Source organism: Gracilibacillus ureilyticus, assembly GCF_900111195.1.
Lineage (GTDB): Bacteria > Bacillota > Bacilli > Bacillales > Amphibacillaceae > Gracilibacillus > Gracilibacillus ureilyticus.
The window spans coordinates 268,340-289,901 of sequence record NZ_FOGL01000002.1; the positions used below are offsets into that span (position 1 = coordinate 268,340).

At 37.5% G+C, this 21,562-nt stretch carries 16 protein-coding genes, 1 pseudogene and 1 riboswitch; of the genes and pseudogenes, 15 read left to right on the forward strand and 2 right to left on the reverse strand.

Features of this window, described 5'->3' with window-relative positions:
- Positions 1–54 precede the first annotated feature (54 nt).
- The 8 genes from BMW36_RS04270 to BMW36_RS04305 all read left to right on the forward strand — a co-directional run bounded on the left by BMW36_RS04270 (position 55) and on the right by BMW36_RS04305 (position 10,092).
- Positions 55–432 carry a RidA family protein gene (locus tag BMW36_RS04270; RefSeq protein WP_089739385.1) on the forward strand — a complete coding sequence of 126 codons (378 nt, stop codon included), beginning with the start codon at positions 55–57 and terminating at the stop codon, positions 430–432.
- Positions 433–589: 157 nt separating this feature from the next.
- Positions 590–1,492, forward strand: coding sequence for a DUF1002 domain-containing protein (locus BMW36_RS04275; protein WP_089739387.1), 903 nt, complete (start codon positions 590–592; stop codon positions 1,490–1,492).
- A 142-nt stretch (positions 1,493–1,634) separates the two neighbouring features.
- Positions 1,635–3,356, forward strand: a complete 1,722-nt coding sequence (locus BMW36_RS04280; RefSeq protein ID WP_089739389.1) for an ABC transporter ATP-binding protein — start codon at positions 1,635–1,637, stop codon at positions 3,354–3,356.
- Entirely contained in the window at positions 3,349–5,166 is a 1,818-nt protein-coding gene (locus BMW36_RS04285; RefSeq protein WP_089739391.1) for an ABC transporter ATP-binding protein, read from the forward strand. Before BMW36_RS04280 ends, BMW36_RS04285 begins: the two co-directional genes overlap by 8 nt.
- Before the next feature lie 32 nt (positions 5,167–5,198).
- On the forward strand, positions 5,199–7,565 hold the full coding sequence (gene helD / locus BMW36_RS04290) for an RNA polymerase recycling motor HelD (protein ID WP_089739393.1): 2,367 nt from the start codon (positions 5,199–5,201) through the stop codon (positions 7,563–7,565).
- Between the two features lie 135 nt (positions 7,566–7,700).
- Positions 7,701–8,540: an aldo/keto reductase gene (locus BMW36_RS04295; RefSeq protein ID WP_089739395.1), complete on the forward strand. Its 840-nt coding sequence runs from the start codon at positions 7,701–7,703 to the stop codon at positions 8,538–8,540.
- Between the two features lie 111 nt (positions 8,541–8,651).
- Positions 8,652–8,888, forward strand: coding sequence for a DUF362 domain-containing protein (locus BMW36_RS04300; RefSeq protein WP_089739397.1), 237 nt, complete (start codon positions 8,652–8,654; stop codon positions 8,886–8,888).
- Positions 8,889–9,039: 151 nt separating this feature from the next.
- Positions 9,040–10,092, forward strand: coding sequence for a rhamnogalacturonan acetylesterase (locus tag BMW36_RS04305; RefSeq protein ID WP_089739399.1), 1,053 nt, complete (start codon positions 9,040–9,042; stop codon positions 10,090–10,092).
- A 71-nt stretch (positions 10,093–10,163) separates the two neighbouring features.
- Here BMW36_RS04305 and thiW read toward each other — a convergent pair whose 3' ends face one another.
- Positions 10,164–10,640 (reverse strand): energy coupling factor transporter S component ThiW, encoded by a 477-nt coding sequence (gene thiW, locus BMW36_RS04310; RefSeq protein WP_089739435.1) that lies wholly within the window; start codon positions 10,638–10,640, stop codon positions 10,164–10,166.
- A 125-nt stretch (positions 10,641–10,765) separates the two neighbouring features.
- A riboswitch (TPP riboswitch) is annotated at positions 10,766–10,881 on the reverse strand.
- 140 nt (positions 10,882–11,021) lie between these two features.
- Between thiW and BMW36_RS04315 the strand changes: the two genes are divergently transcribed.
- The 7 genes from BMW36_RS04315 to BMW36_RS04345 all read left to right on the forward strand — a co-directional run bounded on the left by BMW36_RS04315 (position 11,022) and on the right by BMW36_RS04345 (position 21,216).
- Entirely contained in the window at positions 11,022–11,996 is a 975-nt protein-coding gene (locus BMW36_RS04315) for a ring-cleaving dioxygenase (RefSeq protein ID WP_089739401.1), read from the forward strand.
- 241 nt (positions 11,997–12,237) lie between these two features.
- The gene (locus BMW36_RS04320) at positions 12,238–13,923 is read left to right on the forward strand and encodes an alpha-L-rhamnosidase-related protein (protein WP_245711578.1); all 1,686 of its coding nucleotides are present in this window, start codon (positions 12,238–12,240) and stop codon (positions 13,921–13,923) included.
- 13 nt (positions 13,924–13,936) lie between these two features.
- The gene (locus tag BMW36_RS04325) at positions 13,937–15,079 is read left to right on the forward strand and encodes an oligogalacturonate lyase family protein (protein ID WP_089739405.1); all 1,143 of its coding nucleotides are present in this window, start codon (positions 13,937–13,939) and stop codon (positions 15,077–15,079) included.
- A gap of 57 nt (positions 15,080–15,136) precedes the next feature.
- Positions 15,137–16,003 (forward strand): Cof-type HAD-IIB family hydrolase, encoded by an 867-nt coding sequence (locus BMW36_RS04330; protein ID WP_089739408.1) that lies wholly within the window; start codon positions 15,137–15,139, stop codon positions 16,001–16,003.
- A 49-nt stretch (positions 16,004–16,052) separates the two neighbouring features.
- A complete protein-coding gene (locus BMW36_RS04335) occupies positions 16,053–16,823 on the forward strand; it encodes a DeoR/GlpR family DNA-binding transcription regulator (protein WP_089739410.1) in 771 nt (256 codons plus the stop codon).
- Positions 16,824–17,076: 253 nt separating this feature from the next.
- On the forward strand, positions 17,077–18,579 hold the full coding sequence (locus tag BMW36_RS04340; RefSeq protein WP_245711579.1) for an extracellular solute-binding protein: 1,503 nt from the start codon (positions 17,077–17,079) through the stop codon (positions 18,577–18,579).
- A 912-nt stretch (positions 18,580–19,491) separates the two neighbouring features.
- Entirely contained in the window at positions 19,492–21,216 is a 1,725-nt protein-coding gene (locus BMW36_RS04345; RefSeq protein ID WP_089739412.1) for a sensor histidine kinase, read from the forward strand.
- A 143-nt stretch (positions 21,217–21,359) separates the two neighbouring features.
- Here the strand turns inward: BMW36_RS04345 and BMW36_RS04350 are convergent.
- Positions 21,360–21,562: pseudogene (locus BMW36_RS04350) on the reverse strand (IS110 family transposase); the annotation flags it as partial.

Here is a 21,562-nt window from a genome sequence, read left to right on the forward strand (position 1 = left end):
TCATTTATATGTTAAAATCTTCTGTGAAACAGTATGAAGAAAGGATGCGATAAAATGGTAAAAGCAATACATACAAACAATGCGCCACAAGCAATTGGTCCGTATTCCCAGGCGATTGATGCAGGAGATCTAGTTTTCGTTTCGGGACAAATTCCTCTTAACCCCGAAACGATGGAAGTAGTTGAGGGGGACATTGCGAAACAGACAGAGCAAGTGATGAACAATCTGCAAGCAGTACTAACTGAAGCAGGATTAAGTTTTGCTAATGTGGTGAAATTCACCATTTACATTACAAATATGGATGATTTCGCAACAATTAATGAAGCATATGCAAAATTTTTAAAAGAACCATACCCGGCACGTGCCACAGTTGAAGTTAGCAAGCTTCCAAAAGGTGTAGGGGTTGAAATGGACGTTATCGCAAAGAAATAAGATAAATTAACCTTCTATCATTCATTGTTAGAAGGTTTTTAAAACGGCTGAGAAGGGAATAGGAACACAGCATCCCTGTATATCTCATATTTTACTTCCCATATTCTCGTACATCTTGCATAATATAAGAGTAAGTATAAGAAAAAGGAGACAATCTATGAAAAGAATATTATCAATGCTTGTTGTATCATTACTTGTTGGACTAGCTTTCTCTTCCACTCTCATTGCAAGCAGTGGGGACATAGGAATTGATGAGCGTTATGGAAAGCCAAAAGTGGTACTAGGTGAGGCTCTATCAGAGGAGCAAAAAGATCAGGTAAGAAACTTGCTGAATGTAACAGATCCGGAACAAGTAGATGAGTATATTGTAACAGCAGAAGATTTAGTGAATTTCATTGACGGTGACCCTAGCTCAAACATGTACTCTTCTGCTAAGATTACGAGACAAGGTGAAGGTTACGGGGTTGTTGTTAATATTGTCAACCCGGAGAATATCACCCAGGTAACAAGTGAAATGTATGCAAATGCATTATTGACAGCCGGTATAGAGAATGCACTAGTTGAAGTTGCTTCCCCCTTAAAGGTCAGTGGGCATTCAGCATTAACAGGAATCTATAAAGCATATAATGTCGATGGAGAATCATTAGATAAAGAACGAATGGAAGTTGCGAATCAGGAATTGGATGTAGCAACAGACCTGACTGAAGATGCAGGTATTGATGAATCAAAAGTCAGTGAATTATTAACGGAAATTAAGAAACAGATAGCGGAACAAAACCCTGCTACTAAAGAAGATGTGGAAAGAATTGTGAGTGAGCAATTAGAGAATTTAAATATTCAATTAAGTCCGGAAGACCGTGAAATGCTGACAAATCTATTTGAGAAAATGCGTAATATTAATATTGATTTTGGTCAGGTGACAGAACAACTGGACAGCATTGTTGCTGATCTGAAAGGTAAGCTTGATGAAGTGACAGGCGGCGATACAGAAGGCTTCTGGCAGTCTGTAAAAGACTTTTTTACGAACCTAATTGATTCAATCAGAGGATTATTCAGCTAGGATAAGAATAAGTGCTCCAGTATGTGATAGAAATGACATACTGGAGTTTACTTTTTCAAGGTACACAGAGGAGTAATATCCTTTAGAGAATGTGAGAAATTAGCTATAATGATTATTAAAGAATGATAGCTGGAGGCTTAGTATGCGAACTATTTTTAAATATGCTTTTACATATTGGATTCCTATGATTATTGCATTATTTTTGATGATAGTAGAGCTGGTTGTTGAGCTGGTTCAGCCAGTCATCATGTCAAAAATTATAGATGAAGGTATTATCGCTGAGGATATGACGACCATTTATATTTACGGAGGGTGGTTATTATTTATCACTCTCATTGCTTTTACAGCAGGGATTAGCAGTTCTTTTTTTGCATCACATGTAAGCCAGGGAGTTGGCTATGATATGCGAAAGGACATGTTTACTAAAATTCAGATGCTATCCCCAATGAAAATGGAAAAGTTTCAGACATCTTCGTTATTAACCAGGATGACAAACGATGTTACCCAGATACAAGGGTTGCTGTTTGGACTTATGCGCATTATGCTGAGAGCCCCTTTATTTATTATTTTTGGAATTGTCATGTCATTTACTATCAATGTTCCCTTGGCAACTATATTATTGATAACGCTCCCAATATTATTCGGAATTATGTTTTTTTTAATGATAAGAGGGATGCGCTTATTCCAATCTGTTCAGGAGAAAATTGATCATGTGAACCAAATTATCCGGGAGAACTTGCTTGCAATGAAATTAGTAAAAGCTTTCCATCGGCTCACATTTGAAAATAAACGTTTTCAGAAAGTGAACAACAGGTTAAAAGATCAAAACAAGAAAGCTCTCTGGGTTATGGAGATAGTCATGCCCATTGTTATGTTGATAATGAATATGGCCATGATTGCCTTGCTCTGGTTTGGGTCCATTCAGCTTGAGATGGATAATGCACAGGCAGGTGAGGTTGTAGCTGTCATAAACTATGCAACAAAAATGTTAGCTTCCTTTGGCGTTTTTTCGTTTTTATTAATGAATGTGACACGAGGAAAAGCTTCCGCTGTAAGGATTAATGAAGTTCTGGAAGAAAATACAGATGATGAAGTGAAAAGGATGGAGCATAGGAATAAGATAAAAGGTGCGGTGAAATTTGAAAATGTATCATTTAGATATCCTGGTTTAGAGCATGACGTTTTACACGAGATCAATTTATCTGTAAAGCAAGGGGAGAAAATAGGTATCCTTGGTGAAACAGGCTCTGGTAAAACGACATTACTCCATTTAATTCCATTTTTATATCCTGCGACAAGCGGTATTGTTTATATTGATGATATAAAGATGGAGGACTGGGGAAATCGTGTCCGTCATGACATAACACTTGTACCACAGGAAGGCTTTTTGTTTTCCGGATCGATAAAAGAAAATATCGCATGGGGGAATGAACATCTAACAGATAATGAAATTGAAAAAGTTGCGAAAGAAGCACAATTAGATGACTTTATTCAAACATTGCCGAATAAATATGAAACACGAATTGGCCAGCGTGGAGTAAATTTGTCTGGTGGGCAAAAGCAGCGTCTTTCCATCGCCCGTGCATTAGCAGACAACCCTTCCATTCTGTTACTTGACGATAGTACAAGTGCGCTTGATGCTACTACGGAAAACAAGGTATTAGATGCCATTAGAAAAAGGAAATGTACGACTTTTATTGTGTCTCAAAAAATTAGTTCAGTAGTGGATGCAGATCAGATCCTTGTCCTGGAAAAGGGTATGATAAAAGGAGCTGGCACCCACAAGGAGTTGCTGCAATCATTATCTTTATATCAAGAAATGTGGCAATCACAACAGAAGGATGGTGTTTTGATCGATGAGTAATCAGAAAATGAATGTGCAAAAAGATCAGCCGAGATCACCACACCTTCCTGTAAAAAGACCTGAGATTAAAAATGTAAAAGAAACTGTTCTCCGTATATGGAGCTATATGGCTACAGACAGATGGCTGTTCTGGTTAGTTATATTATTTGTTATTATAAGCTCTGCACTGTCGTTGCTAGGACCTTATTTTATCGGTACTGCCGTAGATGTTATGACAGGGAGTATAAGCAGTTACGGCTTTGGACAAATTCTTCTAATACTTGCAGCGGTGTTCATTCTTCAGTCAGTGGCTTTAGCATTACAAAACTACTGGATGATAGATATTGCACAGCACACTGTTTATTTAATGCGAAAAGAACTGTTTGCCCATGTATTAAAACTTCCCGTGCTGTTTTTTCAGAGATCGAAAAGTGGGGACCTGATGAGCCGGCTCACTAATGATATTGAAAATGTGAGCAGGACATTAAATACAGCAGTGATCCAGTTAACTACAAGTGTTCTTACATTGGCTGGTACTCTCATTGTCATGTTCTGGCTCAGTCCATTATTAACATGGATGACCCTAACCATTGTTCCGATCATGTTCTTTGGAATGAAATGGATTACCAATCGAACAGGCAAGTATTTTAAGAAACAGCAGAGTGAGCTTGGGGAGATGAACGGGTTTTTGGAAGAAACACTATCAGGACATACGATGGTGAAATTATTTCATCAGGAACACAGAGTGATCGATCAATACCAGAAACATAATGAGCAATTAAGAGAGGTAGGCTACTGGGCACAGGTTTATTCCGGATTCATTCCTAAATTAATGAACTCTTTAAATAATTTCAGTTTTGCAATCATTGTAGGGATTGGAGGGTGGATAGCCCTGTCAACAAATGCTGCCACCATATCGATTGGTGTCATCGTTACTTTTACAGTATATGCAAGACAGTTCACAAGACCGCTTAATGATTTAGCCAATCAGTTTAATACGATACTATCCGCTGTTGCAGGTGCTGAGAGAGTTTTCACTATCCTTGATGAAAAAGAAGAGGAAATGCATGACAGGAAGAAGCGGTTAGAAAAAATTGACGGTGATGTTGTATTTAAACAAGTATCCTTTGCTTATAATGAGGAAGAGACAGTACTTGATCAAATATCCTTTCATGCGAAGCCTGGCCAGACCATTGCATTAGTCGGCCCGACAGGTGCAGGAAAAACGACTGTCATTTCTTTGTTAACACGCTTTTACGTGGAACAGTCCGGCAGCATTTATTTAGATGGAACAGATATGAAACAGATTTCCAATGAAAGCTTAAGGGATCATTTAGGTATTGTTTTACAAGACGCTTATTTATTTGATACAACAATAAGAGAGAATATCCGTTACGGCAAATTAGATGCAAGTGACGATGAAGTAGAAAATGCCGCAAAAATGGCAAATGCCCATTCTTTTATTGAACAACTGCCAGCGAAATATGATACATTATTAGAAGGAAACGGTCATGGAATCAGCCAGGGACAACGGCAGCTTATTTCCATCGCCAGAGCGATGCTGCGTAATCCATCTATCTTGATTTTAGACGAAGCAACGAGTAGTATTGATACGATAACTGAATTGAAAATCACTGATGCATTAAATCGGTTGATGGATGGAAAAACTAGTTTTATTATTGCACATAGACTTAATACTATTGAGGAAGCGGATCTTATATTGGTGTTAAAAGAAGGCCAAATTATTGAGAGAGGCACTCATCATTCTTTATTACAGCAAAAAGGATTTTATGCTAACCTTGTTGAAACACAAACAGTTAAAGAAGCATAATCCATTGAATTTACGTCATGGAGGTGATTGTAATGACGGATGACAGTCAAAAACAGGAATGGAAAGAAGAACAGAATAGAGTTAATAATGTAGTTGATGAAATCAAACGGAAAATGAAGATATTACGATCACGCGCATCTAATTTAAAGCAGGACGTTATCGATATCAGACGAGACTTCTGGGAAGATGTTACGGTTAATATAGAAGAAATGGATGATAAAATTGAGACGGAAGCGAGTATTAAGCAACAGGCTGAATTTTTATCAGAGCGTGAAAGAAGCCATGGTCAGGTTAGCGAAAGACTTGATATTCTTAACAGGCTAAAAGATTCACCCTATTTTGGCCGAATCGATTTTCAGGAAGAAAGTGATTCAAAGGAACAGCCAATCTATATCGGACTGGCTTCAGTCCTTGATGAGGATGAAGAAAATTTTCTTGTACATGACTGGAGAGCACCAATTGCGAGCATGTATTACGATTTTCCACCAGGTCCTGCAAATTACGACACCGTTCAAGGAAATATTTCCGGGGAAATAAAATTAAAACGTCAATATATCATACGGAATGGCGAATTAAAAGGAATGTTTGATACAGGTCTAACGATTGGGGACCATCTGCTGCAAAAGGTGCTCGGTAATCAGGCAAGTACAAATATGAAGAGCATTGTTTCAACCATTCAAAGAGAGCAAAATCAAATTATACGAAATGAAAAAAGTAAAGTTCTTGTGGTTCAGGGAGTAGCAGGAAGTGGTAAGACTTCTGCAGCACTGCAAAGGGTTGCCTACTTGCTGTATCGCTACAGAGAAACACTTACATCAGAACAAATTGTCTTATTTTCTCCAAATCCATTGTTTAACAGTTATGTCGCAACTGTGCTCCCGGAACTGGGAGAAGATAATATGCAGCAAATGACATTTTATCAATTTTTACATCGTCAGCTTGATGACAGTTTTCAGTTAGAGACACCATTTGAGCAAATGGAATACTATTTAAGAAAAGATGGCAAGGATTATGACACAAGGGTAGAAGCAATGCATTACAAGGCCAGTTTAAGTTATAAACAATTACTGGATAAGTATTTAGATGCCCTTGGTAAGAACGGAATCGTTTTCCGGAATATCTCCTTTCGTGGTGATATTATTATCTCAAGAAAAGCTATTGAGCAGTATTTTTATCAAACAGAACAAACATTATCCATACCAGATCGTTTAGAAAAGGTTTCTAATTGGCTTCTGATGCAAATTAAAAGAGTGGAACAATATGAAAGAGACAAAGACTGGGTATTGGAAGAAAGTGAACTTCTTGATAAGGAAGACTTTGTTGATGTGCATCAGAGTTTACAAGAAGAGCAGAGATATTCTGAAGAAACTTTTGATGACTTTGACCGGGAAGAAGAACTGTTAAGAAAACGTGTCGTTGCAGCAAAGTTAAAGCCATTAAAAGTAAAGATTAAAAAACTGGCATTTGTTGATACTTTGAAGACTTTTCGTAAACTGTTTCATGAATACCGTACAATTAGTGCTGATGAAACATTGCCAAACAGATGGACAGATATATGCTTGTTAACAGATGAGTATTTGAAAAAGAAGTACTTAACCTGGGAAGATGCGACAGGGTTTATCTATTTTGAAAAAAGCATGCTTGGCTTCCATTCTCATCGAACAATTCAGCATTTATTTATCGATGAAGCTCAGGATTATACACCATTTCAATTTGCATTGCTTAAAAAAATGTACCCAGTAAGCAGGATGACATTATTGGGCGATATTAATCAGGCGATATATGCACATGCTGTGAAAGAAGAATCTCTTTTATCTGATAAATTTTCAGAAAAACATGAACGGATCGTATTAACAAGAAGTTACCGTTCGACAAAACCAATTGTTTCTTTCACGAAGGCGTTTATGCCGAATGGTGACTTAATTGAGCCTTTTGAAAGAGAAGGTGACCTGCCAAGTCTTATTGAAGTCGACCAGCCGGAGATCGCCGTTGAAAAAATTGTATCGATAATCGATGAATATTTAGCGGAAGGGCAAGAAACAATAGCGATTATTGGAAAAACGATGGAAGAGTGCAGGTTATTGCATGCTGTATTGAAAAATAGACTGCCGCTCCATTTAATGACACAGGAAACCCATACATTTAATAAAGGAATTGTGGTAATACCTGCATATTTAGCTAAAGGGATTGAATTTGATTGTGTAGTTATTGCGGATGCTTCGGATGAAAATTATCATAATGATCTTGAACGAAACTTGTTCTATACCGCATGTACCCGGGCGATGCATCAGTTAGCATTATTCTCTGTCGGTCGTCCGAGCCGTTTTATTGAACAAGTACCGAAAAGTGATTTTCAGCATTATAAGATACATGAAATTGCTGTAAGACACAATGACTAAGATGACCATTAAAAATGGTCATCTTTTTTCTTGAATACAATTAAGCTGTTATGATAAATAGTAAGCATAATATTTTTCAATTTATTTCATTTGTGGCAAGATAATATAGTAACTAAACAAAGGGGAGGTATAACTATGGTAACAAGTTTACAAGCAACAACAACACTACATAATGGTGTGAAAATGCCTTGGTTTGGTCTGGGAGTTTTTCAGGTAGAGGATGGAGAAGAAGTAATTAATTCCGTGAAATGGGCATTGGAACATGGGTACAAAAGTGTTGATACAGCAGCTGTTTACAAAAACGAAGAAGGCGTAGGGCAGGCAATCAGAGAATCTGGTATTCCTCGTGAAGAATTGTTTATCACCTCAAAACTTTGGAATGGTGACCAGGGCTATGAAGAAACATTAAAAGCATTTAACACCACTTTGGAAAAATTAGGACTGGATTATTTGGATCTTTATTTAATCCATTGGCCAGTGCCAAGTCAAAATAAATATAAAGAAACATGGAAAGCGATGGAGAAACTTTATAATGATGGGAAAATCCGCGCTATCGGTGTAAGTAATTTCAAAGAGCATCATCTGGAAGATTTAATGGCAGATGCAGAAATTGTTCCGATGGTAAATCAAGTAGAATATCATCCGCATTTGCAACAGAAGAGTCTTCATGAATTCTGTAAAAAGCATCAAATTCAATTAGAAGCATGGTCTCCGTTAAAGCAAGGCCAAATTTTAGCTGATGAAAGACTAACTAAAATCGCGGAGCATCATGGTAAATCAACAGCGCAAGTTATCTTACGATGGGATCTTCAAAATGAAGTTGTAACGATTCCGAAATCGGTAAAAAAACACCGTATTCATGAAAATGCAGATGTTTTTGGCTTTGAATTATCAGATGAAGAAATGAAGATTATCGCTGAAATGAATAAAGAAGAACGGATTGGACCAGATCCGGATGTTTTTGATAAGAGATAAAATGATGAAGAAAGTATCTAGCTAAGCTAGATGCTTTTTTCAATTTAAGGTTGAACAGTTGAATAGAATAAGCTATCGTATAATAGAGACAACAAAGAGAGGGGTTGTATTATGGCTTTTGTAATTACGGAACCATGCCAGGTAGAGAAAGCTGGGGAGTGTGCGACAGTATGTCCAGTAGATTGTATTGAAGAAGGCGCTGACCAATTTTATATAGATCCGGATGTTTGCATTGATTGCGGTGCATGTAAAGCAGTATGTCCGGTGGATGCTATTGAGGAGGAGTATGATCTTACTCCTGAACAAGAAGCATTTTTAGAAAAAGCAGAAGCATTTTTTGCTCGATAATAAAGTTTCATAAGATAGATAGAAAGGGTGCTGTTTCGAATAATGGAGACAGCACTTTTTTTATTTTAAGGATACAGGTAAAGGAATCCTAGTGTAAATAATAGAGCGACTTCCATCATTTTTTTAACTCAGTGATGGGAAGGAATATGATATGCTGGAAATAAACTTTACTCATTCATTTTTTCCGAGACAAAATTGTCAATATACCATGGAACAAGGATACGGTTTTGCTATGTCAACGGAAGCTTCAATAAACGAAGACTTAAGAGATTCCTGGCCAGGGGAATATTTTACACCAGCCATTCCTACCTTCTTAATTGATGTTCCGCATGGAAATTACATCATCACGGTAACTGTGAGGTCACATTTCCGTGATTCCACCATAATGGTAAAGGAAGGTTTAGGTCATGTAAAGGTTTATCGGGAGAAAGTGTATGCTGGTGAAACAGTAAAGAAGGAATTTTCTGTCCATGTTGATGACGGACAAATTAAACTGGCATTTTGGGGAGAAGCGTTGGACATTCACCAAATAGATGTAACAAGATCTGCAATGATCCCAACGATTTATCTTGTGGGTGATTCAACGGTAACTGATCAGGCTTCTGGTAAATATCCTTATAGTGGCTGGGGACAAATGATTGGTTTTTTTATTGGAAAATCAGTGGCAATTTCCAATCATGCACGTTCGGGAAGAAGCAGTAAAAGCTTTATTAATGAAGGTCGCCTGAACCAAATCGCGAAAATGATGCGTAAAAGAGATTACCTCTTCCTTCAATTTGCCCATAATGATGAAAAAGATAATGAAGGTGGAACAGATGCTTTTTCAACCTATCAGGATTATTTAAATCGTTACATAAGTCTTGCCAGGTCAAAGAAGGCCGTACCTGTGTTAATCTCACCAATGCACCGCCGATTCTTTCAAAAAGACGGAACGATAGAAAATACCCATGGTGACTATATTAAATCAATGCAGCAGCTTTCTGTAAGAGAAAATGTGCCTTATATAGATTTGGCAACATTAAGCAAAGAGTATTTTGAAAAATTAGGATCAGAACGGACAAAAGATATCTTTTTTTGGGCAAAACCGGGACAATATAAAAATCACCCGGAAGGTGCAGAGGATAATACACATTTTACGGAATATGGAGCAATGGAAGTTGCTAAATTAGTTGCAAGAAGGATAGAAGAATTAGATCTTCTTTAGATGAAGAGGTTGATCTATAACCCAAAAGTAATAAAGCTGTTGAGAAGTATAAAACCCAACAGCCCCTTTTTTTATGTCTTTGTCGGAAAAGCTTGTTTAGAAAAACTAGTAGTTTTTACTCGTGATAATATAAGAACACCAATAATTGATCCACTTATACTGCTAACTAGAAAACCCGGTAAAAATGCCAGGGCACCAACAGATGTATCCATCAGTAAATAAGCGAAAGGCACAGATAAAAATGCCCCAATAATGCCGGTCCCGATAACTTCGCCAATCCCTGCCGCTATTTTGTTTTTTGTAAACTTATAGACAATGCCGGCCAATAATGCACCGATCATTCCTCCCGGGAAGGCGAGCAATGTACCTATACCTAATAAATTCCTTAGCAGACCGATAGCAAAAGCAATAATTACTGCAGGGACAGGTCCCAAAGTAACAGCTGCCATTACATTTACGGCATGCTGTACAGGGAACGCTTTTGCAATGCCTGTTGGAAACCATAAAAATTGGGAACCTAGTGTACCTATAGCGACAAATATCGCCATCATTGTGATTAATAATGTTTTTCTTCTCAATTTGTTTCACCCTCTCCATCCATGTTTTGTCATCCTGAAACAGGGGAAAAACTAAAAAGCCAGATCTCTGGTAAGACCTGGCTACACATACAATTTGGTATGGACAGCTACTTCCCTCCGCTGGTATCATCCAGATCAGGTCTTAGGAGTTAAAAAGCTTACACGCGCTTTTCTCTCAGCCTATGCTTTATAGGCACCCCCAGTAGTAATGACAATTATTTAATTCTTAGAAAATTATAACATAGAGTGGGAAAATATCAATTATATAAATATCTTTAATTCAAGATAATAATGAGTTAAAATAACCATATACTAATCAAAATACAACAGATGAAAAAGGAGGCTTCACTTATGGAGCTGAAAGGTTTGCATCACGTTTCCGCAATAACTGCCAATGCTAAAAGAAATTATGATTTCTATACAGAAGTCCTTGGAATGCGTTTAGTTAAGAAGTCTGTCAACCAGGACGATACGAGCATGTATCATTTATTTTATGCTGATGAAATAGGAAGACCGGGAACTGACCTGACATTTTTCGAAATATTGGGGGCCGGGCATACTTATCCAGGAAACAACAGTATCTCTGCTACATCGTTAAGGGTGCCTGATGATAATGCATTACTTTTTTGGCTGGATCGCCTAAATGAACTGGCTGTAGAGAATGATGGAATAGAAGAGCAATTTGGGAGAAAAGTAATTCATTTTAAAGATCACGAAGAACAGCGATTATTCCTAGTATCAGATCAAACGAATGAAGGGGTTTCAGCAGGTATTCCCTGGTCTCATAGTGTAGTGCCAAAAGACAAAGGAATCACAGGTCTTGGACCGGTAAAATTAACAGTCCCGGAATTAAATCCAACTGAGCGGATTTTAATTGACGTGCTAGGCTTTCATCAAACGGGAGAATACCCTTCCGCTGCAAAAGGTATGCCGGATATTCAAGTATATGCAACAGGGGAAGGGGGAACTGGTGCAGAGTTGCATGTTGAAGTCAGGTCTGACCTGCCAAAAGAACGTCCGGGTCGAGGCAGTGTTCATCATGTTGCATTAAGAGTGGAAGATGAAGTGGAATTAAATGAGTGGAAAAAGCGTATAAGCAGAGAACGATTGCCTAATTCAGGTGTTGTTGATCGCTATTATTTTCAGTCATTATATTTCAGAGAACCGAATGGAATTCTTATCGAATTGGCAACAGACGGTCCAGGATTTGCTACTGACGAAGATGAGGAACATTTAGGTGAAAAAATCGCATTACCACCTTTTTTAGAACCGCAACGCGAAGAAATTGAAGCAAAATTAAAGCCATTAGATACAAAAGAGAAATAGAATATTAAATAGAGGAATGGTTTGTGAATTGTTTTAGGCACCTTTACGGGTGCTTTTTTATTTTTTTCTGAAGAATCCGGACTGCTTTTTAACCATCTGTAAATCCTCTGCTCGCGAGAGTCTCACCTATATACTGCAAAAATGTATTAGCCGCGAAAAAATGTATAATTGCAAAATGTAACAGCTTAGGATAATGTTTATTGAAAGCGCTATCTGTAAATTGGGGAGGGGGATTATTTTTGTGAAAAAAATTGCATTTGGTAAAAAAGATTCTCGAATTCGTGAATATATTACACCGGAAAATATTCTGTGGAAAACAGACGATAACCATTCGGAAGTAAAAAATGAACAATTATTGTTAGAGGACAGGGAATCACAGGTGTTAATTACTCCAGAGAATCCCGTTGTAATGAGACATGAAGGAAATTCGCCAGCAATATTGCTTGATTTTGGGAGGGAACTTCATGGAGGTATTCAATTAGCTGTTTGGAATATTGTGAAATCCGGCCAATTAATAAAAAGTGCAAAAATCAGGGTCCGATTTGGTGAGTCTGCAATGGAGGCGATGAGTGAAATAGGCGGGGAAACGAATGCAACGAATGATCACGCAATAAGAGATCAAATAGTTGATATTAGTTTTCTTGGCATGAATGAAATAGGCAATACCGGGTTTCGCTTTGTAAGAATTGATTTACTGGAATCGGACTGTTTTATCCAAATTAATACAATCAAAGCAATCTTTATTCACAGGGATTTAGAATTTCAAGGCTCTTTTCACAGTAATGATAAGCTCCTCAATCAGATTTGGGATACAGGAGCCTACACCGTTTATTTAAATATGCAAGATTATCTTTGGGATGGAATTAAACGTGACAGGATGGTATGGATTGGTGACATGCATCCAGAAGTCTCCACAATTCAAGCAGTATTCGGAAATCAGCCGATTGTACCCGAAAGTCTAGATTATGTAAGGGACCGGACCCCATTACCCCAGTGGATGAATACATTCCCCAGTTATTCTGCCTGGTGGATCATTATTCAGTATGACTGGTTTATGTATTCAGGTGATGAGAAATATTTGCGTGAGCAGAAAGACTATTTGATCGGGTTATTAGACCAAATGGGTGAGCATATTGAAGATGATGGTACTAATACGATGCCTAACCCATTTCTGGATTGGCCTTCTGTTCATAACGAACAAGGTGTGACATCTGGTGTCCATGCATTATTTATTCTTGCGGTAAAAAAAGGGGCATTTTTATGTGAATACTTACAGGAAACAGAAGCGGGTAAACGGTGCAAGCGATACTTGGATAAGCTCATAAAAAGAAACACAAAACATGGAAACAGTAAACAGGCTGCTGCTTTATTAGCGCTGGCAGGAGTCATCGATGCTAAAACTGTCAATCAGCAAGTGATTTCTGTTGACGGTGCTAAAAGGATGTCGACATTTTACGGCTATTATATTTTACTGGCAAAAGCAATGGCAGAAGATATAACGGATACCCTTCAAATAATCCGTGAATATTGGGGCGGAATGCTAAAGCTTGGAGCTACTACTTTTTGGGAAGATTTTAACATAGAGTGGCTTAGCAATGCGGCAAGAATTCATGAAATTCCCCCGGACAATAAGGTCAATGTACATGGAGAGTATGGAGATCATTGTTATGTGGGCTATCGCCACAGTTTATGCCATGGCTGGTCTTCAGGACCAACAGCTTGGCTCTCGCGTTATGTGTTAGGAGTGGAGATAGTTGACCCAGGCTGCAGGAGGATTAAAATAGCGCCATCACTTGGGGATTTAGAATGGGTAGAAGGAACATTTCCGACTCCTTACGGAAATATTTATGTGAAGCATGAAAAACAATTAGACGGTTCCATTCATTCAATTATTGATGCACCTGATGAAGTACATATTTTAAAATAAGGGAGATGGCCAAATGGGAAAGGGTAAAGAATGGCAGCCGGAGTGGAGGAAGTTCAATGACAGGATTACAGGAGTACCAACAGTTCAATTAACGAATTATACTGGGCATAGTCATCATCTTTATTTTACCGAGAATGGCTGGTATGATAACAATCGGAAACTGTTGTTTTGTTCTGACCGCAGCAATAAGACAGATTTGTTTACGATTGATACAGAAACAGGTGTGATCACCCAACTTACTGACCATCAGAAGACATATGGGAGTCTGTCTCCTTGTCTGCACCCGGATCAAATGAAAATGTATTTTCGTAGGGATGATCAAATTATAAGATTAGATTTAACCACACTGGAAGAACAGATAATCCATGAAAAACCGGACTCTTTACTTGGTGGAAATTTAAACTGTACCGCAGATGGAAAATATCTGATTACTTGTCTAAGAGAGGATATTTCCGATAAAGTCTACACAGATTTAGGTAATGGATATATCGGACATCGGGAGTTAATGGAGGCAAGACCGCAGTCTACTATTATTAAAATTGATTTAGAAACAAATGAAGTTGTAGAAGTCTACCGGGAAAATAACTTCATTACCCATATTAACACATCGCCAACAATACCTGAGCTCATTACTTTCTGCCATGAAGGACCGTGGCAATTAGTGGATCACCGCATTTGGGGGCTTCATCTGGAAACAGGGGAAGCATGGAAAATCCGTGAAAGAAAAGAGGAACAGGAAATGGTTGGCCATGAATACTGGTATCAGGATGGAGAAACTATTGGTTATCATGGATTTAGAAAGGATCGGACAGGATTCTTTGGCAAAATTAAATATGATAATACAGACGAGAAAGAAGTGGAATTTGATTTTGTCAATTGGCATGCTTTTTCCAATGACTTTGACAAAATAGTTGTTGATGGTCGTGCTCCAATTGAACACTTGATTATATGGTATAAGGAAAACGGGACTTTTTCGCCTCCGAAAATTTTAAGTGAACACAGATGCAGCTTTCATACACAAAAAGTCCATGCCCATCCCAGATTCTCTCCGGATGGATCTAAATTAATCTATACCAGTGATCGGAATGGCTATGCTAATATTTATCTAGTAGACGTGCCAGAAAGTTCAGGTCGTTTACCAGACTTCGCTAAATAAGAAATTCCCCCTATGGCTATGCTATAATATATCAATAGCTCTAAAGGGGGATTTTTTATGTCTTTTATACCAAAAGCAATATGTCTGGATATGGATGGGACATTGTTAAACAATCATAATAAAATATCAGTAAGTACTATTAAAATTATTGAGAAAATAAGAAATAAAGGAATTAAAGTTTTTATTGTAACAGGACGGTCATTAGAAGAAATATATGAAGCTGCTCCAAGGGATATCAAGCTAGATGGCGTGGTAACAGCAAATGGAATGATTACCTATGTGGATGGAAAGAAGATATTAGAACATGAATTATCCACATCTGTTGTGAATAAAGTAATTAAATCAGCGAGGCACCACCAAATCTATTACGAAGTACATCCAAATGATGGTCGGAGACTTTCCTTTGAAGAGGATAAAGGCTATATGACAGATATGATCGATAATAATAAACCGGACGAAGTAGGAATAAATGAATGGTTAGATCGGGAAATTGCCATCAAGGAAAATGATATAGACTGGATTACAGAATTACCTGACCAGAAATACTCAAAAATGTACTGTTTTAGTACAAGCCGTGAAACAATGAAACAATGGATTAGGGAGTTAGAAGAGATGAAAATGGAAGAGGATTTTACTACATCTTCCTCATCCTATCATAATGTGGAAGTAATGGTTGCTGGGGTGAACAAAGCAACTGGGATTAAGGCACTTCTGCAGCAATATGATATTGAACCAGCAGATGCGATGGCAATTGGTGACAGTAACAATGATTTACCGATGATGAGGTTTGTTGGCTATCCTGTAGGGATGAAGAATGGAACAGATCAGATAAAGGAACTGGTAAAAGAAGTAACGACCTATACTAATGACCAAGAGGGCGTTTATCATTATCTAGCTGATTATTTTTATTGTATGTTAAAATAAAGATAAACAAACACAAATAAAAGTGTGTATTTTAAAGGTGGGCTGTTTCATGTTGGTAGCTGAAAGACATCAGCTAATAGTTGAGGAAGTTAATCAAAGAAAAAGTGTAAGGGTATCAGAGTTAGCGGCACTCTTTTCTGTAACGGATGAAACGATTCGAAGAGATTTGGAAAAGTTAGAGAAAGAAAAGAAGTTAGCCCGAAGTCACGGCGGGGCAGTTAGTATTAAATCAGGTACAGATGAGCCGGAGATTCCTTTTCAGGAACGGGAAATTATCCATATAGAAGAGAAAAAGCAAATTGCGAAGGAAGCGGTTAAACATATTGTGGAGACTGATAAAATATTACTTGATGCCAGTACAACAGCGTGGTATGTGGCGAAGAATCTCCCTAACATTCCTATAACTGTTTTAACCAACTCTGTGAATGTTGTGTTAGAACTTAGTAAAAAACAGAGAATTACGGTAATATCTACAGGTGGTACATTGCTTTCCCGTTCTTTTTCCTATGTAGGTCCACTGGCTGAAAGGTCGCTTGACCTGTACCATGTAAATAAAGCTTTTCTTTCGTGTAAAGGAATCCATTTCGAACGGGGCATTAGCGAGTCAAATGAACAGCAGGCACGGATAAAACAAAAAATGATTGAAATAACAGAAACGTCTTATATCCTTGCTGATCATCACAAGTTTAATACACAAGCCTTTGCTCATGTCACTTCTATAGAAAATGTCCATCGTATTATTACGGACAGTAATGCTGCTAAAGAAGATGTTGCCTTATTAAAGGAATTAGGATTAGAAGTAATTCAAGCAAATTATTAATATATAGCGAGACATTTTGATTCCCCACTGATCAAAAGTCTCGCTATAATTTTTTTGAGAATGTTAAAGAGTAATCATTATATTATAAATAGATGGACAAAGAAAATAATGATTATCCACATAATATGAAAACGCTTTAAATCAGGGCGCTGTACAGTGTATAAAGAAATGATTATATACACACTGATTGAAATTTTAATAAGATGAAAAGTATCAATTGCAATTGCTAAATAAATTAAAAAGGGTGGTTATTGTGAAGGATTTTAAAAAATTATTTAGCTTATTTATACTTTTACTTATTTTATTTACAGCGGCAGGATGTTCCAGCAGTGAAGGTACTGGCGGAGGCGGGGAGAGTGAGGCTTTCTCATTTTCCATGATGGCTACACTGCATACTCCGGAGACGCCTGATGAAAAAATACTGAATGAAATTGAACAGGCAACAAACACAAATATAGACATTCAATGGATACCAGGGAATAACTATCAAGACCGGTTGAATTCTGCTTTTGCGACTAATTCTTTACCGGATGCTGTTTTTTTCGGTAATCAAGCTATTTTTAATCAATTTAGAGGCGCAATGGAAGACGGACAATTTTGGGAAGTAGGCAAGTATATCGATGACTATGAAAATCTGTCTAAACTGAAGGATACAATATTGGATAATACAAGGGTAAATGGGAAACTGTATGCACTATACCAAGGTGTACCACTATCAAGGCAAGGTTTGATCTACCGTAAAGACTGGGCTGAAAGCTTAGGGTTGGATGCTCCAACGAATACAGAGGAATTTATGGAAATGGCACGAGCATTTACAGAGGATGACCCTGATGGCAACGGAGAAGATGATACATTCGGATTAACTGATCGAAGTGACTTGATTTATGGTGCATTCAAGACAGTCTCTTCCTGGTTTGGCACACCGAATAACTGGGGGGAAAAAGAAGGAGAATTATTGCCGGAATTTATGTTTGATGAGTATATGCAAACATTGGATTTCTTTAGAGAGATGCATGAAAATGGTTATATTAACCAGGATTTCCCTGTTACAAGTAAAACCGATCAACAGGAATTTTTTAAAAATGGTACCGCAGGAATGTATGTAGGAGCAATGGGGGATGTAAGTGGTCTGTATCGTGATGCGGCTGCACTTAACCCTGATTTAGAGTTTGAAGTACAAAACCGTATAGAAGGTCCTGATGGTGAATTTGGAGTCTGGTCTGTACCTGGTTATGGAAATGCATTGATGTTTCCTAAGAGTGCTGTAGAGACTGAAGAAGAATTAAAAAACCTTTTAGCATTCTTCGACAAAATGATGACACCGGAAGTAGCAAATTTAGCAAACTGGGGTATTGAAGGGGAACATTATGAAGTGGTAGATGGTAAAGCACTACCGAGTGATGATAAACAAATAACAGATCGGGAAGTCCGTCCGTATTTAAGTATATTAATCGGGGAACCGGAAACAAGAGGAAGTTATGAAAGTATCATGGAACTGGAAGTGAAGGCTAAATCGGAAGAATTAATTAAAGATAATGAAAACTATTTAATTGAGGATCCGACTGTGACACTGTATTCAGAGACTTATCTTGAAGAAGGTACACGACTTCAACAAATTATTACTGATGCTACTTACAACTACATTTTAGGCAAGATTGATAAAGATGGATTTGCATCTGCAGTGGAAGAATGGAAATCGGAAGGCGGAAGTGCCATTATTGAAGAATATAACGCCTCGTTCAAAGAATCAAAATAGCTTAGAAAACAATAAAATTTGAGAGTGGAGGACAGTGGAATAAAAGCATTGACCCTGCAAAAACCACATGAACAGTAAACAACGAAAGAATTTGTGTGAATACCATCGATTATTATATTGCACATAACATGGATTATGTGTAATAAAGAAGTATTATGTTATGTGCTATACTGCCGCTCCGTCCGGCCACTTCGCTTTCACCCAAGGGCATAAGTGCGACATCTACTCAAGCAAAATACGCTTTCATAGTGTCTTCTTTACCGTGGGCTCGTCTTCAGCTAACTTTGCAAAGTGGATCATCAGATCTCGCTGTCCCACAGGAGTCTGTATGGTCGGCCTACGCTTTGGAGTTATTCGACAATGTATGTGACAAAAAAACTGTTTAAATTACCCAGTGAAGATGTTTGATATCCTATATTGGGTGAACATACGTTAAAATAAAAATTCTCATGAACAGTTCAAGCATAAAATGTTCATGAGAATTTTATTATGTCTCTATTATTGCAACATCCTATAAAAATTGTAGAGCAATACTTCAGCGCAGGCCGATTGCGTAGACTCCTGCGGGACAGGACGAGCTGAAGATCCACTTGGTGAAGCGGGTTTCTTCAGCAAGTTAGCTGAAGCCGGCCCCGTGGAAAGCGAAGCAATCGGCGGAAGCGGTTGTATTACACTTTAAATATTTCAAATTCGGGTTACTGCACATAATTCATGTTATGTGTTTTATTTAGTTTTCAACATACTTTTTGGGTGGAGCATACAGCTATGTTCCACTCTCTTTTTTTATTCCAAAATCTTTAGTTTGAGATATAATTGTTTGATTTATGTTTTTTTAGTCCTTTTAAAGTAGTATAATAGTATGGAAACTTTAGATATCGGATAAACAAAGTTATTTAATGCTGGAGTGAGATAATGTTTAATATATTTAAAAGCTGGAATACATTGCGAAATCAATTGTTGGTAGTATATTTATTTGTTACTTTGCTTGTCCTCATAATTGTAAGCGGTATTACATATGTGCTTGTTGCTGATCTACTGCAGGAAAATGCCGAAGAACAAATCAGGCAGACGGCAATAGAATCAAGTGGCCGTTATGATTCTTTGTATGAACAAATTAACATGGTCACTAAACAAATAATCACAAATGAAGAATTACAAAATATTCTTTTAAAAGAGTGGAATGGATATTCATCGACTTTTAATGAAAGGCAGTCATTAATGAGTTCAGTTAATCTCATTCAGGCGAATGCAGACGGTATCTATTCAGTTGAAGTGTATACAAGTGATTATCAACGTATTATTCCAATTGATGCAACAAATCTTGTGGAAAGACTTGATCCAAAATGGGTGTCACAGGCCAATAAAGCAAAGGGAGGATTAATTTGGATTGGTGAAGATCCGCTCGACTCCAATTATTTTCTTGTAGGCCGCAGGATTAATTTATTTGAGGAGAATTTTGAACATGGCGGATACGTTGTTGTTCGAATAAGCAGACCGCACTTTCAGTTGAATAATGAAGCAACAACAGATTATACGATTCTATTAGACGATAAGAAAAAAACGATTGCGACTAATTTTCCGTATGAAATTGAGAATATAACAGGTTCTGCTGATGAAATTTTATTAGTTGATGAAAAAGAATATATGGTAGTTCAGCATACTTCTGACATTACAGGCTGGACAATCTATTATTTAACACCAGTGGAACAGTTAACAAAAGGTATGCCAACCGTTTTAATAGGGATAATTATTGCTGGAATAGTAGGTTTGTTAATTTTCTTTGTTTCATCCTTCTTCCTGGCAACATTTATTACAAGGCCAATTACTAGATTAACAAAAACAATGCGTGAAGCAGGTAAAGGTGTACTTGCCCACAATCCGGAAATACTCTCAACAAACGAAATTAATGAATTAAACCAAACATACAATCAACTAGCTGCAGAAACTAATTATCTGGTACAGATGGTCTATGAGAAGGAGATTATGAAAAACAGAACAGAACTGAAAGCACTCCAAGCTCAAATTCACCCGCATTTTCTTTTTAACACATTGGATGCGCTATATTGGTCATTAGATGAGAAGGATGAAGAGGAGCTAGCCAATGTAGTTCTTGCAATGTCTGAATTGTTTCGTTATACGATCACAAAAGAAAATCAGGATGAATGGGTGACGATCAAAGAGGAATTAGAGCATATTGAAAGATATATGAAAATTATGCGGATGAGATTTGGCAACAGGCTCAATTGGGAAAAAGAAGTAGACTTTGACTGGTTACATGCCAAAATTCCAAAATTAATGATTCAGCCACTAGTAGAGAATGCCATCTTGCATGGCGCAGGGAATGTTGTACGGCAATCAAACATTACGGTATTAATTGAAAAAGTAGTCGATTGTGATCATATAAGAATTGCGATTACAGATAATGGACCAGGGATGAATCCTGATCGCTTAGGGTATGTAAAAAAATTAATGAATGGGGATGTCGCTGAACAGAAGGGGTCCGGAATGGCGTTGCAAAATGTTCAGAAAAGACTAAGACTATTTTATGGTGACAAAGCCTCATCACTGCATATTCACAGTGTGGAAGAAAAAGGCACAATGGTAAGCTTTAAGATTCCTATTAAAGACTTGTGGTGATAAGTCAAGCAAAAAAATGATTAAAAAAAGATAATAATATTCATGTAAGGTTAAAAAAAGTCGCGCTGAACTAAACCCGCCCAATAAACAAACATTCGTTCGGGTTCATTAGAAAGGATTCATAAGCCTTATTTGCTTATGATTTACACGCTCCTTTCTGACGTGTAGAGTTGGCGGTTGCGTAGTAGCACATCCACCAAACGCACTAGTTTTCTCGCGGTCATAACGAGGGCTCTTTTATGTTTGTATTTCGGAACTTCTTTATATTTCTTTAGGTAAAATTCATGGTACACAGGTTCATTTCGTTTGACGGAGTTGGCAGCTTCAACTAAGTAATAACGAAGAT

What these genes read in the sequence shown, in the direction of transcription:
- BMW36_RS04275 (WP_089739387.1), top strand. Translation starts at nt 590, where the DNA reads ATGAAAAGAATATTATCAATGCTTGTTGTATCATTACTTGTTGGACTA.
- thiW (WP_089739435.1), bottom strand. Translation starts at nt 10,640, where the DNA reads ATGGCGATATTTGTCGCTATAGGTACACTAGGTTCCCAATTTTTATGG.
- BMW36_RS04315 (WP_089739401.1), top strand. Translation starts at nt 11,022, where the DNA reads ATGGAGCTGAAAGGTTTGCATCACGTTTCCGCAATAACTGCCAATGCT.
- BMW36_RS04330 (WP_089739408.1), top strand. Translation starts at nt 15,137, where the DNA reads ATGTCTTTTATACCAAAAGCAATATGTCTGGATATGGATGGGACATTG.
- BMW36_RS04305 (WP_089739399.1), top strand. Translation starts at nt 9,040, where the DNA reads ATGCTGGAAATAAACTTTACTCATTCATTTTTTCCGAGACAAAATTGT.
- BMW36_RS04335 (WP_089739410.1), top strand. Translation starts at nt 16,053, where the DNA reads ATGTTGGTAGCTGAAAGACATCAGCTAATAGTTGAGGAAGTTAATCAA.
- BMW36_RS04325 (WP_089739405.1), top strand. Translation starts at nt 13,937, where the DNA reads ATGGGAAAGGGTAAAGAATGGCAGCCGGAGTGGAGGAAGTTCAATGAC.
- BMW36_RS04300 (WP_089739397.1), top strand. Translation starts at nt 8,652, where the DNA reads ATGGCTTTTGTAATTACGGAACCATGCCAGGTAGAGAAAGCTGGGGAG.
- helD (WP_089739393.1), top strand. Translation starts at nt 5,199, where the DNA reads ATGACGGATGACAGTCAAAAACAGGAATGGAAAGAAGAACAGAATAGA.
- BMW36_RS04270 (WP_089739385.1), top strand. Translation starts at nt 55, where the DNA reads ATGGTAAAAGCAATACATACAAACAATGCGCCACAAGCAATTGGTCCG.
- BMW36_RS04285 (WP_089739391.1), top strand. Translation starts at nt 3,349, where the DNA reads ATGAGTAATCAGAAAATGAATGTGCAAAAAGATCAGCCGAGATCACCA.
- BMW36_RS04345 (WP_089739412.1), top strand. Translation starts at nt 19,492, where the DNA reads ATGTTTAATATATTTAAAAGCTGGAATACATTGCGAAATCAATTGTTG.
- BMW36_RS04295 (WP_089739395.1), top strand. Translation starts at nt 7,701, where the DNA reads ATGGTAACAAGTTTACAAGCAACAACAACACTACATAATGGTGTGAAA.
- BMW36_RS04280 (WP_089739389.1), top strand. Translation starts at nt 1,635, where the DNA reads ATGCGAACTATTTTTAAATATGCTTTTACATATTGGATTCCTATGATT.